Source organism: Mesorhizobium sp. M1312 (assembly GCF_040318115.1).
Lineage (GTDB): Bacteria > Pseudomonadota > Alphaproteobacteria > Rhizobiales > Rhizobiaceae > Mesorhizobium.
The window spans coordinates 41,453-54,647 of record NZ_JAMYLQ010000015.1 but is presented as its reverse complement, the minus strand read 5'-3'; the positions used below and the strand labels follow the sequence as shown (position 1 = coordinate 54,647).

General features: G+C 63.4%; 10 protein-coding genes. 5 read left to right on the top strand and 5 right to left on the bottom strand.

Annotation, left to right across the window (positions count from 1 at the left end; all coding sequences use genetic code 11):
* Positions 1-244 precede the first annotated feature (244 nt).
* The 4 genes from NKH36_RS18430 to NKH36_RS18415 are packed head-to-tail and all read left to right on the top strand — an operon-like array spanning position 245 to position 4,106.
* A complete protein-coding gene (locus NKH36_RS18430) occupies positions 245-1,168 on the top strand; it encodes a carbohydrate ABC transporter permease (RefSeq protein WP_352963827.1) in 924 nt (307 codons plus the stop codon).
* 10 nt (positions 1,169-1,178) lie between these two features.
* Positions 1,179-2,018: a carbohydrate ABC transporter permease gene (locus NKH36_RS18425; RefSeq protein ID WP_352963824.1), complete on the top strand. Its 840-nt coding sequence runs from the start codon at positions 1,179-1,181 to the stop codon at positions 2,016-2,018.
* Positions 2,015-3,076 (top strand): Gfo/Idh/MocA family protein, encoded by a 1,062-nt coding sequence (locus tag NKH36_RS18420; protein ID WP_352963821.1) that lies wholly within the window; start codon positions 2,015-2,017, stop codon positions 3,074-3,076. Before NKH36_RS18425 ends, NKH36_RS18420 begins: the two co-directional genes overlap by 4 nt.
* Positions 3,077-3,107: 31 nt before the next feature.
* Positions 3,108-4,106, top strand: a complete 999-nt coding sequence (locus NKH36_RS18415) for an ABC transporter ATP-binding protein (RefSeq protein WP_352963815.1) — start codon at positions 3,108-3,110, stop codon at positions 4,104-4,106.
* 210 nt (positions 4,107-4,316) lie between these two features.
* Here NKH36_RS18415 and NKH36_RS18410 read toward each other — a convergent pair whose 3' ends face one another.
* The 5 genes from NKH36_RS18410 to NKH36_RS18390 form a co-directional block, all read right to left on the bottom strand.
* Positions 4,317-5,162 carry a fumarylacetoacetate hydrolase family protein gene (locus NKH36_RS18410; RefSeq protein WP_352963812.1) on the bottom strand — a complete coding sequence of 282 codons (846 nt, stop codon included), beginning with the start codon at positions 5,160-5,162 and terminating at the stop codon, positions 4,317-4,319.
* A gap of 47 nt (positions 5,163-5,209) precedes the next feature.
* Positions 5,210-5,941, bottom strand: a complete 732-nt coding sequence (locus NKH36_RS18405) for an SDR family oxidoreductase (protein WP_352963809.1) — start codon at positions 5,939-5,941, stop codon at positions 5,210-5,212.
* 188 nt (positions 5,942-6,129) lie between these two features.
* Positions 6,130-8,502 carry an aldehyde dehydrogenase family protein gene (locus tag NKH36_RS18400; protein WP_352963806.1) on the bottom strand — a complete coding sequence of 791 codons (2,373 nt, stop codon included), beginning with the start codon at positions 8,500-8,502 and terminating at the stop codon, positions 6,130-6,132.
* A gap of 14 nt (positions 8,503-8,516) precedes the next feature.
* Complete coding sequence (gene deoC / locus NKH36_RS18395; RefSeq protein ID WP_352963803.1) at positions 8,517-9,581, bottom strand: deoxyribose-phosphate aldolase; 1,065 nt, start codon at positions 9,579-9,581, stop codon at positions 8,517-8,519.
* 312 nt (positions 9,582-9,893) lie between these two features.
* On the bottom strand, positions 9,894-10,721 hold the full coding sequence (locus NKH36_RS18390; protein ID WP_352963800.1) for a ferredoxin--NADP reductase: 828 nt from the start codon (positions 10,719-10,721) through the stop codon (positions 9,894-9,896).
* Between the two features lie 220 nt (positions 10,722-10,941).
* Here NKH36_RS18390 and NKH36_RS18385 point away from each other — a divergent pair, with 220 nt between their 5' ends.
* The gene (locus NKH36_RS18385; protein WP_352963797.1) at positions 10,942-13,026 is read left to right on the top strand and encodes a hydantoinase/oxoprolinase family protein; all 2,085 of its coding nucleotides are present in this window, start codon (positions 10,942-10,944) and stop codon (positions 13,024-13,026) included.
* Positions 13,027-13,195 lie beyond the last annotated feature (169 nt).

Here is a 13,195-nt window from a genome sequence, read left to right as displayed (position 1 = left end):
GCCTGGCGGAGCGCGTCTATCTCCCCCCTCGAGGGGGAGATGTCGCCGAAGGCGACAGAGGGGGTTGGTGGAGGCAGGCTGCGGCTTGATCGTTGCTGGAAAGCGCGGTCGAAACCACGATGGCGCACTGCCTCGGCCGACCCCACCCGCCTCGCTTCGCGAGGCACCCTCCCCTCGAGGGGGAGGGAGGCGCCGCGCCTTTTTGGCGGCAATCGCAACAACCTGATCGGCGGGAACCGAACGCATGGCCGCAGCACCGAAACGACCGTTCCGCTGGCACATCGTCGTCTTCCTGGCGCCGGCGGTGCTGGTCTATACGGCGATCATGATCCTGCCGCTGGCCGGCACGTTGCAGCTCTCGCTGTTCCGCAACATCGAGCAGGCTCAGGTCTTCGTCGGGTTCGAAAACTTCCGCAAGCTGTTCGGCGATCCCAACTGGTCGGTCAATTTCTGGAACGCGCTGCGGAACAACGTATGGTTCTTCATCATCCACATGGTCGTGCAGAATCCGATCGGCGTCCTGCTGGCCGCACTGCTGTCCAGCCCGCGGCTGAGATTCTCCGCCTTCTACCGTACGGCGATCTTCGTGCCGACCATCCTGTCCTTCGTCATCGTCGGCTTCGCCTGGAAGCTGATCCTGTCGCCGTTGTGGGGCGTGGCGCCGAATCTCATGGACCTCGTCGGCCTGAAAAGTCTGTTCACGCCGTGGCTGGGCAAGGAGCAATATGCGCTGACGACGCTCAGCCTGATCTCGGTGTGGCAGTTCGTCGGCATTCCGATGATGCTGATCTATGCGGCATTGCTGTCGATCCCTGAGGAGGTGATCGAAGCGGCCGAATGCGACGGCATCACCGGCATGTCGCAGTTCTGGAAGATCAAGCTGCCGCTGATCCTGCCGTCGATCGGCATCATCTCGATTCTGACCTTCGTCGGCAATTTCAACGCCTTCGACCTGATCTACACCGCGCAAGGCGCGCTGGCCGGGCCGAACTATTCGACCGATATTCTAGGCACCTTCCTCTACCGCGCCTTCTTCGGTTTTCAGCTGCAGGTCGGCGATCCCAACATGGGCGCGGCGATCGCCACGATGATGTTCCTGATCATCCTTGGCGGCGTCTGCGTCTACCTGTTCCTCGTCCAGACGCGCTTGCGTCGCTATCAGTTCTGAGGCGCCAGACATGAGCACGGCAACCAGCTCCCTGCCCCGCACCATCGGTGCCCATGCGGTGCTGTTGACCTACACGGCGATCGCACTGTTTCCGGTGATCATCGTCATCGTCAATTCGTTCAAGTCGCGCGCGGCGATCTTCGGCGCGCCGCTGGCGCCGCCGACGCCGAAAACCTTCGACCTGATCGGCTACACCACGGTGATCGGGCAGGGTGATTTCATCCACTATTTCCAGAACAGCCTTGTCGTCACCGTCGCCTCGCTGTTCTTCGTGCTGCTGTTCGGCGCGATGGCCGCCTTCGCGCTGTCGGAATACCGCTTCCGCGGCAATTCGCTGATGGGGCTTTACCTGGCGCTCGGCATCATGATCCCGATCCGCCTCGGCACCGTCGCCATCCTGCAGCTGATGGTGGCGAGCGGGCTGGTCAACACGCTGACGGCGCTGATCCTGGTTTACACGGCGCAAGGCCTGCCGCTCGCCGTCTTCATCCTGTCGGAATTCATGAAGCAGGTGTCCGACGACCTGAAGAATGCCGGGCGTATCGACGGTCTGTCCGAATACACCATCTTTTTCCGGCTGGTGCTGCCGCTGGTCAGGCCATCGATGGCGACGGTCGCCGTCTTCACCATGATCCCGATCTGGAACGATCTGTGGTTCCCGCTGATCCTGGCGCCGTCGGAAGAGACCAAGACGGTGACGCTGGGCGCGCAGCTGTTCCTCGGCCAGTTCGTCACCAACTGGAACGCGATCCTGGCGGCACTTTCGCTGGCGATCATGCCGGTGCTGATCCTCTACGTCATCTTCTCGCGGCAGCTGATCCGCGGCATCACCTCGGGAGCGGTCAAGTGAGCTCCGAAAAACCCTTTCGCGTCGTCGTCGCCGGTTTGGGCAATATGGGCCGCAGCCATGCGCTGGCCTATCACATTAATCCGGGGTTCGAGATAGCTGCACTGGTCAACCGTTCCAACGTGCCGCTGGCGGCCGGGCTTTCCGGCTATGGTATCAGGCGCTCCTTCGACGAGGCGCTGCACGATGAAAGGCCTGATGTCGCCTGCATCGCCACCTATTCCGACAGCCACGCCGACTATGCGGTCAAGGCGTTCGAGGCCGGCTGCCATGTCTTCGTCGAAAAGCCGCTGGCGACGACGGTGGCGGATGCCAAACGCGTGGTTGCGGCAGCCAAGGCCAACGGCAAAAAGCTGGTGATCGGCTACATCCTTCGCCATCACCCGTCCTGGATCCGGCTGATCGCCGAGGCGCGCAAGCTCGGCGGCCCTTACGTGTTTCGCATGAACCTTAACCAGCAATCCTCAGGCCATAGCTGGGAGACGCACAAGCAATTGATGCAGACGACGTCGCCGATCGTCGATTGCGGCGTGCACTATCTCGACGTGATGCTGCAGATCACCGACGCCAGGCCGGTCGAGGTGCGCGGCATGGGGCTGAGACTGACCGACGAGATTGCGCCCACGATGTACAATTACGGTCATCTTCAGGTGCTGTTCGACGACGGTTCGGTCGGCTGGTACGAGGCCGGCTGGGGGCCAATGATCTCGGAGACCGCTTTCTTCGTGAAGGACGTGATCTCGCCCAATGGCTTCGTTTCGATCGTCATGAAGGAGGGCGTCAAATCCGACGACATCGACACCCATACCAAGACCTCGACCATCCGCCTGCACAGTGCAGCGACCGGCGCGGACGGCAAGTTCGCCAAGGCGGATGAGATGTTGTCGATGGAGGGTGAGCCCGGCCATCAGGATCTCTGCGATCTCGAACAGGCTTTTCTGCTCAGAGCGGTCCGCGAGGATCTGGACCTCACCCGCCATATGGACGACGCGGTGAAATCGCTGGCCGTCTGCCTTGCCGCCGACGAGAGCGTTCGCAGCGGCGCCCCAATCAGACTCTAGACCAGTCAAACTCTAGAACAGGGACGAAGCCGTGGGTTCACTGAACATCGAGAATGTGAAGAAGGCCTTTGGGCCGGTCGAGGTGCTGAAGGGCATCAACCTCGAAGTGACCGATGGCGAATTCGTCGTCTTCGTCGGCCCCTCCGGCTGTGGCAAGTCGACTTTGCTCAGGGTCATCGCCGGGCTGGAGGATTCGACCTCGGGCCGCGTGGTCATCGACGGGGCGGACGTCTCCGCAACGCCACCGGCCAAACGCGGCATCGCCATGGTGTTCCAGACCTATGCGCTCTACCCGCATCTGACGGTGAAGAACAATATGGGCCTCGGCCTCAAGCAGGCGGGCACGCCGGCGGCCGAGATCGACCGCCGCATCGGCATCGCCTCCTCCATGCTGTCGCTGGAGCCCTATCTCGCAAGGCGGCCGGCCGAGCTTTCCGGCGGTCAGCGCCAGCGCGTCGCCATCGGCCGCGCCGTGGTGCGTGAGCCCAAGCTTTTCCTGTTCGACGAGCCGCTGTCCAACCTTGACGCCGCGCTGCGCGTCAACACCAGGCTGGAGATTGCGCAACTGCATCGCCGGCTGAAGGCGACGATGATCTATGTCACCCACGACCAGGTCGAGGCGATGACGCTGGCCGACAAGATCGTCGTGCTCAACGCCGGAAAGATCGAGCAGATCGGCGGGCCGATGGAGCTTTATAATTCGCCGGCGAATGAATTCGTTGCCGGCTTCATCGGCTCACCGAAGATGAATTTCGTTGACGGCGCCAGGCTTGGCGAAACGGCCAAGACCATCGGCGTCCGCCCAGAGCACCTGACCGTGGATGCGAAATCCGGCGCCTGGAAAGGCACGGTCGTCCATGCCGAGCATCTCGGCGCCGACACCAACCTCTATCTCGACTGCGAGAAGGCCGGCCTGATCACCGTGCGCATCTTCGGCGTCTACAATGCCGAACCTGGTGCTACGCTCTACGCGACGCCGGATCCGGCAAAGACGTACCGGTTTGGAGCCGATGGGAGGGTGCTGAAGTAGCGCCTCTCTCCCTTCTCCCCCTGTGGTAGAAGGTGGCCGAGCGAAGCTCGGTCGGATGAGGGGTGTTGGAAGGATCGCCACGCTGAAGGCGTAAAAGCTTCAATTCGTTTGATATTTCAAAGCAGCGTTCTTCCAGAACCCCTCATCCGGCTCGGCGCTGCGCGCCGATCCACCTTCTCCCACAAGGGGAGAAGGGGAGGATCTCTGCGCCTACAAATCCGCCTTGAACGTCTGCTTCTGCATGCCCAGCCCTTCGATGCCGAGCTCGACGACGTCGCCGGGTTTCAGGAACACCGGCGGCTTCATGCCGAGGCCGACGCCGGGCGGCGTGCCGGTCGAGATGATGTCGCCCGGATGCAGCGACATGAACTGGCTGAGATAGGAGACGAGGTAGGCGACGCCATAGACCATGGTCTTGGTCGAGCCGTTCTGCATCGTCTTGCCGTTGACCTTCAGCCACATCGGAATGTTCTGCGGGTCCTTGACCTCGTCCTTGGTCACCAGCCACGGGCCGATCGGCCCGAACGTGTCGCAGGACTTGCCCTTGGTCCACTGGCCCTGACGTTCGGCCTGGAAGGCGCGCTCGGAAACGTCATGAGCGACGCAGTAGCCGGCGACATAATCCAGCGCCTCGGCTTCGGTGACATATTTCGCGGTTTTGCCGATGACCACGCCAAGCTCGACTTCCCAGTCGGTCTTGACCGAGCCGCGCGGGATCAGCACGTCGTCATCAGGCCCGACGATGGCCGAGCTCGCCTTCATGAAGATGATCGGCTCCGGCGGCACGGTGGCGCCGGTCTCGGCGGCGTGGTCGGAATAGTTGAGGCCGATGCAGATGAATTTGCCGGTGCCGGCGACGCAGGCGCCGATGCGCGGCTTACCGGAAACCGCCGGCAGCGATTTCGGATCGAGCTTCGACAATGTCTCAAGCGATGCCGGGTCGAGCGCCTTGCCGGCAATGTCGGCGACATGAGCGGAGAGATCACGGATCGTCCCATCCGCATCGAGCATGCCGGGGCGCTCGCTCCCCACTTCGCCATAGCGCAGCAGTTTCATGCAATTTTTCTCCCAGTTGCGACCAGAGGCCGTTTGCAAACTCGCTCCTAGATCGACCAGCCACCGTCGATATTATAAGCCTGCCCCGACGTATAGGTGGCGCCGGCCAGATAGACGGCGAGATCGGCGATTTCCTCGGGCGTGCCGAGGCGGCCCATTGGCTGGCGGGCGATGAAGGCGGCGCGGGCCGCCTCGTAGTCGCCCTGCGCATGCATGCGGTCCTCCAGCGACGGGCTTTCGACCGTGCCCGGGCAGATGGCGTTGCAGCGTATGCCCTTGCCGACATAGTCGGCGGCAACCGATTTGGTCAGGCCGATGACGGCCGCCTTGGTCAGCCCGTAGACGAAGCGGTTGGGCACGCCCTTGGTCGAGCCCGCCAGCGACGCCATGTTGATGATCGAGCCGTCGCCGCGCTCCAGCATGCCGGGCAGCACGGCGCGGATGGTGCGGATCATCGAGCGAACGTTGAGATCCAAAGCAAAGTCGAGATCGGCGTCCTTCATCTCGAGGATCGAGCCCGAATGGACGAAGCCGGCGCAGTTGAACAGCACATCGACGGCGCCGATCTCGGCAAAGGCGGTTAAAACCGCCTCGTCGTTCAGCACGTCGAGCTTGCGCGTCCTGATATCTGCCGTCTTGCCTAAGTCGGCGAGCAGCACCTCATTGATGTCGGTGGCATGCACGACAGCGCCCGCCTTGGCGAAAGCCAGCGCGCTCGCCCGGCCGATGCCTTGTGCCGCCGCTGTGACGACAACGATCTTGCCTGCCAGATCCGCCATGCTTTTCTCCTCTGTGGCCGCCCGGTTTTTACGGGCACGCGGCCAAGGCGCAATGTGCCAGATAGGCACTATCATGCCGCCTGTATCGCTGTTCGCTTAAGGGAAAATGTTTTTTCTCGGTAAAGAACATCTTTTCTGCCGTCAAGCCCGAACGCTTCTCGTCCGATATCGCGCGAAAGGGCGACCGTTCAATCGCCGTAGGGCACCCAGACGTTCTTAACCTCGACGGCACGGCGCAGGAAGGCATCGCCGGCGGCCTCGACCGACGCCCAGTCGAGGCTGCGGCCGTTGCCGGTCCAGACGCGCTTGAGATTGCCGACAGAGTCGGCTTCCGCCCTGGCGCAGGTCTCGGCATCGGCGAAAACCCAGAGCCCGTCGACATCGTCATGCTTGGCCAGCACGCCGGCGAGTTCGGCGGTGCGGCCGGTGACGATGTTGATGGCGCCGGCCGGAACGTCGGAATATTCGATGACCTGATAGAGATCGGTGGCGAGTAGCGGATATTTTTCCGAAGGCACCGCGACCACTGTGTTGCCCATCGCGAGCGCCGGCGCCACCAGCGAGATCAGGCCGAGCAGGGGCGCATTGTCTGGCGCCACGATGCCGACGACGCCGACCGGCTCGTGCAGTGCCAGCGTGACGGCGCGGGCCGGCGGCTGGTGGACGCGGCCCTCGAACTTGTCGGCCAGGCCGGCATAGAGGAACAGCCGCTCGATCGACAGCTCCACCTCTTCGCGCGCCGCCTTTCCGGTGGCGCCGGTAAGCTGGGTGAGACGCGCCGCAAATTCATCGGCACGGCCGGACAGGTTTTCGGCCAGATAGTAAAGCACCTGGCTGCGGTTATAGGCGGTCGCTTCCGGCCAGGCTTTGCAGGCACGTGCAGCAGCGACAGCGTCGCGGATATCCTTGCGGCTGCCCAGACCGACCTCGCCGGCAAGCTTGCCCTTGGGGGTGGCGACGGCAATCGAATAATTGCCGTCCGGCCTGACCTGCTTGCCGCCGATGAACAACTTTGCCGTGCGATCGATGGCGTCGCCTTCCGCGTGCTCGACAGGCTGGGCCGTAGCCGTTTCCGGCTTGATGGCCGGGCCGAGCGGCAGTTTTGCCGAGAGATATTCGAACATGCCCTCGCGCCCGCCTTCGCGGCCAAAGCCGCTCTCGCGATAGCCGCCGAAGCCGCAGGCGGCGTCGAACATATTGGTGCCGTTGACCCAGACGACGCCGGCCTTCAATTGCGGCGCGACGTGCAGGGCGAGGTTGACGTTCTCGCTCCACACCGAGGCGGCCAAGCCGTAGCGCGTGTTGTTGGCGAGCTCGATCGCCTCCTCGGTGTTGCGGAAGGTCATGGTGGCGAGCACCGGCCCGAACACCTCCTCCTGCGCCAGGATGTTGGCAGGCGAAACGCCCGTTGCTAGCGTCGGCAGATGGTAATAGCCGGAGGACGGCAGCGCCACGTCCGGCTGCCAGCAGACGGCGCCCTGCTTGGCGCCTTCGGCGACCAGGCCCTTGACGCGATCGAGCTGGGTCAGGTCGACCAGCGGTCCGATATCGGTGTTCTTGTCGAGGGGGCTGCCGACGCGCAGCCGGCTCATCCGCGTCTTGACCTTGGCGATGAACGCTTCGGCGATGCCTTCCTGCACCAAAAGGCGGGAGCCGGCGCAGCAGACCTGGCCCTGGTTGAACCAAATGCCGTCGACCAGACCTTCGACGGCGCTGTCGAGATCGGCGTCCTCGAAGACGACGAAGGCCGATTTGCCGCCAAGTTCCAGCGATATTTTTTTCCCTGATCCGGCAGTGGCCTTCCTGATGATCTTGCCGACCTCGGACGAGCCGGTGAAGGCAATCTTCTGGATTCCGGGATGGTTGACGATGGACGCGCCCGCTTCGGGTCCGCCCTGGACGATGTTGACGACGCCCTTAGGCACGCCGGATCGTTCGCATATCTCGGCGAACAGGATGGCGGTAAGCGGCGTGAACTCGGCCGGCTTGAGCACTATCGCGCAGCCGGCGGCGAGCGCCGGCGCGATCTTCCAGGCCAGCATCAAAAGCGGGAAGTTCCACGGGATGATCTGGCCGACGACGCCGACACCCTTATGGCCGGCGAAATCCCTGTCCAGCGCCTGCGCCCAGCCGGCATGATGGATGAAATGGCGGATGGCCAGCGGCACGTCGATGTCGCGGCTTTCGCGGATCGGCTTGCCGTTATCGATTGATTCAAGCACCGCGAACAGCCGCTGGTGGCGCTGCATGGCGCGGCCGATGGCATAGAGCACTTTGGCTCGGCTGTAGCCGGAGCTGGCGCTCCATTTCGGCAGCGCCTTGGCGGCCGCCGAAACCGCCGCGTCGATATCGGCAGCACCGGCATCCGAGACCTTGGCCAGCAGTTTTCCCGAAGACGGGTCGCAGGTGTCGAAGGTCTTGCCGCCGCTGGCTGCCTTCCAGTCACCGCCGATGAACAGGGCTTTGGAAAAATCGCGCGCGGCAAGCCAGGCATCGGCCTCGTTGCGGGCTTCCGGCGCCGGACCGTATTCCATGGCGTGATAGCGTTCGAGAATGTTCATCAGGCGCTCCGAAATCACGCCATCGCGTGGCGATGATTGGCCGAATAATGCCCGGTCAGATGGTGTTCGAGCTGGCGCTCGATGTCGGTCAAAAGGCTCGACGCACCGAAGCGGAACAGGTCTGGCTCCAGCCACCGCCGGCCAAGCTCTTCCTTCATCAGCACCAGCCAATCGAGCGAAGCCTTTGCCGTGGAAATGCCGCCGGCCGGCTTGAAGCCGATGAGGTAGCCGGTTTCCTCGAAATAGGCGCGGATGGCGCGCACCATGGCAAGGCCGACCGGCAATGTCGCGTTGACGCTTTCCTTGCCGGTTGAGGTCTTGATGAAATCGGCGCCCGCCATCATCGCCACCATCGAGGCGAGCATGACGTTGCGCAGCGTGGCGAGGTCGCCGGTGCCGAGGATCACCTTGAGATGCGCCTCGCCGCAGGCGGCGCGCATCGAGACGATTTCGTTATAGAGTTCCTGCCACTTCGCCCCGAATACCAGGCCGCGCGGAATGACGACGTCGATCTCGTCGGCGCCGTCGCTCACCGAGGCTTCGACCTCCTGCAGGCGCGTCGACAGCGGGGTGAGGCCGTGCGGGAACGCGGTGGATACGGCGGCGACATGGATGCCGGTGCCGCGCAGCGCATCGACGGCGGTGGCGACGAAGGGATGATAGACGCAGACCGCCGCCGGGCGGATCTTTTCACCCGTAATGCCGAGGCCTTCGACGATGTCGCGGCGGAACGGATTGACCGCCTTGGCGCAGAGCCGGCGCACACGCTCTTCGGTGTCGTTCGAGTTAAGCGTCGTCAGGTCCATGCAGGCAACGGCGCGCAGCAGCCAGGCTGCCTGGTTGTCGGCCTTGATCGAGCGCCGTTTGGTCAGGCTGGCGACACGCCGTTCTAGCGCCGAGCGGTTGACGCTGCGCATTGATTCCATGAAGCCGAGATCGAGCCTCATGCCGGGATTGCGAGCAATGCCGTGCGCTTGCAACGCCGGCGCATTGGCGGCGGTGCGCGCCGGCAGCGGCGTGATCTTGGAAGGTCCCAATCTGTCGGCACCAAGATCGGCTCCGCGGATTGTGCTGCTCATCTCCTGCCCTTTCATTCGACGACTTATGCCGAAGATAGCCCGTGAAGCAGCGCTTCACGAGTCCTTCAGGCGGTCATAACGGAAAAAGCCTGCTGTGGCATCAGCCGAACAGCGCGGCGACGTAGAATGAAAGCAGTAGCGATCCTTCGCGCCCCCGGGGCATCAAAAAGGCTGCAACATTTGCGATTAGCCATAAGCCCCCGCGCCTTCGTCATCCTAGGGTCTGCGCCGCGTCGCTTCGCTCCTTGCTCCGCCCTAGGATGACGAAGTGGAGGGATGGTTCGGCTAAATTTCCATGGCCTACGATTCGTCTCAGCCGACGAAGGCGCGCTCGACGACGAAGCTTGCCGGATGATGCAGCGAACCTTCCTGGAAGCCGAGGCCTTCTGCCAGCTCCTTGACGTCCCTGAGCATATGTATCGAGCCGCAGATCATGATGCGGTCGGTCTCAGGGTCGAGCTTGTCGATGTCGAGATCGGTATAGAATTTTCCGGAGCCGATCAGCGCTGTGATGCGGCCCATGCGCGCGGAGGTTTCGCGCGTCGTCGAATTGTAGAGCGTGACGCGGCCGCCGGTCAGCTCGCCGATCAGCGGGTCGTTTTCCAGCTCTGCAACCAACTCCTGGCCGTAGGTGAGTTCGGCATTGTCGCGGCAGGTGTGGGTCAGGACGACCTGCTCGAATTTCTCAAAAGTGTCGGGGTCGCGCAGCAGGCTGGCGAAGGGCGCGATGCCGGTGCCGGTCGAGATCATGAACAGGCGCTTGGCCGGGGTCAACGCGTCGACCACCAGCGTGCCGGTCGACTTCTGCCGCATGATGACGGTGTCGCCGATCTCGATTTTCTGCAGCTGCGAGGTCAGCGGGCCGTCCGGCACCTTGATCGAGAAGAATTCCAGCTCGTCGTCCCAGGCAGGGCTGGCGATCGAATAGGCGCGGAACACCGGCTTCTCGGCGTTGGGCAGGCCGATCATGACGAACTCGCCGGAGCGGAAGCGCAGCGATTGCGGCCGGGTGATGCGAAACGAAAACAGCCGGTCGGTATAGTGCTTCACCGAGACGACGGTTTCGGCATAGACATTGGCCGGAATTGGGAACTGCAGCGGCCGGGCGCCGGCGGTGTTGAGCGTTGATATGGTGTTCATCAAACCTAACCTTCTGGCCAACCCGAGGGCGCTGACGCCAAACCTTCTGCTGCGCGCCCGAACCGATCAGGTTCCGGCGTGCCGTTTGCACACTGCGAAGCGGTAAGCTCTTGTGTCCCGAATTTATTAGTATACAAATGATATTTGCGTCAAGACGCCAGCGTGAAACACCTTTCCAAACTGAGACATATCAGTAGTCCGGGCATTTCGGGTTTCGACAATGAAAGAGAATTTTTCGGCGCAGACGCTGGATTCCCTGGGCAGTGTCGTCGCCGGCATCGACGTCGGCGGAACTTTTACCGACCTGCTTCTGATCGACGGCCGTGACGGTGGCCGGGTGCATATCGCCAAGACCCCGACCACCATCGACAACCAAGCCTTCGGCGTCGTCTCGGCGCTCGGCGCCACTGGCTTCCCGGTCGATGGGATCGATCTCATCGTACACGGCACGACCACCACCACCAACGCCGTTCTGGAGCGCCGGCTGGCCAAGACCGGCATGATCACCACGCGCGGCTTTCGCGACGTCATCGAGCTTGGCCGGCGGACACGGCCACAGGCCTATGGCATGACCGGCACCTTCGTTCCGATCATTCCGCGCAATCTGCGGCTTGAAGTGTCGGAGCGCGTCGAAGCCTCGGGCGCGGTGCGCATTCCGCTCGACGAAGCCGAGATGCGGGCAGCGATTTCACAACTGATCGAGGCCGGCTGCGAATCCCTCGTCATCCATTTCCTGCATTCCTACGCCAATCCGGCGCATGAGCGGCGCGCCGCCGAGATCGCCGCCGAGCTTTGGCCGAACGGCTATATCACGTCAGGCCATGAGCTGCTGTCGGAAGCGCGCGAATTCGAGCGCGGCGTGACTGCTTCGGTCAACGCCTCGGTGCAGCCGATCCTCGAGCGCTATGTCGAGCGGCTGCGCAAGGAACTGGCAGCAAAAGGCTACGCCCGCGACTTCCTGATCATGAACGGCAATGGCGGCATGATCTCGGCCCGCTTTGTCACACGTGAATCGGCCAAGACCGTCATGTCGGGTCCGGCCTCCGGCGTCATCGCCGCCGCCTATACCGGAAAACGCGCCGGCTTCGAAAACCTCGTCACCTACGACATGGGCGGCACCTCGACCGACGTGGCGCTGATCCGCAATGCCGAACCGGCGGTGTCGAACGAGATCGAGATCGAATACGCGATGCCGATCCATGTGCCGATGGTGGCGGTGCACACGGTCGGCGCCGGCGGCGGCTCGATCGCCCGCGTCGATGCGGCCGGCCTGATCCAGATCGGTCCGGAAAGCGCCGGCGCCAATCCCGGCCCGATCTGCTACGGGCGCGGCGGCAGCGAGCCGACCATCACCGATGCCAATCTGGTGCTCGGCCGGCTGGCGCCGAAGAAGCTGCTTGCGGTCGAGAACCCCGTCACCGTCGAACACGTCACCGGCATATTCGAGGACAGGATCGGCCGCCCCACCGGCCTGTCAGGCGTCGAGGCGGCGGGCGCGGTGCTGCGGCTCGGCAACATGAAGATGGCCGGCGCCATCCGCATGGTCTCGGTGTCGCGCGGCCACGACCCGCGCGATTTTGCGCTGTTCGCCTTCGGCGGCGCCGGGCCGCTGCATGCGACGGCACTGGCGCGCGAGCTCGGCCTGCCCAAAGTGCTGGTGCCGGCGCGGCCGGGCATCACCAATGCGCTCGGCTGCGTCGTCGCCGATCTCAGGCACGATTTCGTCAACACCGTCAACCAGCCGGTGGCCGGTCTCGATGAAATCCAGCTTCACGCACTGTTGGAACGGCACCGAAACGAAGGCGAAGAGCTGATCGGCAAGGAAGCGGTAAAGCCGGAGACGATCCGCGTCACCCATTCCGCCGACATGCAGTTCGTCGGCCAGACCCACATCATCAACGTGCCGCTGCCGTCGTTTTTGGTGACGCGTGAAACATTGCGGCAGCTGTTCGAAAAGGCCTATTTCGCCCGCTTCAAGGTCGAACTGCCGGAAATCCGCGCCAATCTGGTCAACCTCAATACGTCGGTGACCGGCGTGCGGCCGGCGATCGATCTGTCCCGGCTGATCGACCCGGCAGGGCGCACCAAAACGCTCGACGAAGCGCGCCGCGAAATCCGGCCGGTCTGGTATGGCGGGCGCTGGCACGACACGCCGGTCTACGTCAGGGAAAAGCTGCCGCTCGACGCCGTCATCGAGGGGCCGGCGATCCTCGAGCAAATGGACGCGACCACCGTGCTCGAGCCCGGCGACCGGGCGCGCACGGACGCCGACGGCAACATCATCATAGAGGTGGGGCAGTTATGATAAGGCTTTCATCGAAGAGGACCCCCACCCCTAACCCCTCCCCACAAGGGGGAGGGGGATTTGGTCGAGCCACCAGTTCCTGGCATCGACACGCAGCGATTTGCTGCTTTCAGCGCCAACGAGAATCCCCCTCCCCCTTGTGGGGAGGGGTTAGGGGTGGGGGTCCCTC

Coding starts and splice junctions, on each gene's coding strand:
- NKH36_RS18430 (WP_352963827.1), top strand. CDS start 245: ATGGCCGCAGCACCGAAACGACCGTTCCGCTGGCACATCGTCGTCTTC.
- NKH36_RS18425 (WP_352963824.1), top strand. CDS start 1,179: ATGAGCACGGCAACCAGCTCCCTGCCCCGCACCATCGGTGCCCATGCG.
- NKH36_RS18410 (WP_352963812.1), bottom strand. CDS start 5,162: ATGAAACTGCTGCGCTATGGCGAAGTGGGGAGCGAGCGCCCCGGCATG.
- NKH36_RS18405 (WP_352963809.1), bottom strand. CDS start 5,941: ATGGCGGATCTGGCAGGCAAGATCGTTGTCGTCACAGCGGCGGCACAA.
- NKH36_RS18400 (WP_352963806.1), bottom strand. CDS start 8,502: ATGAACATTCTCGAACGCTATCACGCCATGGAATACGGTCCGGCGCCG.
- deoC (WP_352963803.1), bottom strand. CDS start 9,581: ATGAGCAGCACAATCCGCGGAGCCGATCTTGGTGCCGACAGATTGGGA.
- NKH36_RS18390 (WP_352963800.1), bottom strand. CDS start 10,721: ATGAACACCATATCAACGCTCAACACCGCCGGCGCCCGGCCGCTGCAG.
- NKH36_RS18385 (WP_352963797.1), top strand. CDS start 10,942: ATGAAAGAGAATTTTTCGGCGCAGACGCTGGATTCCCTGGGCAGTGTC.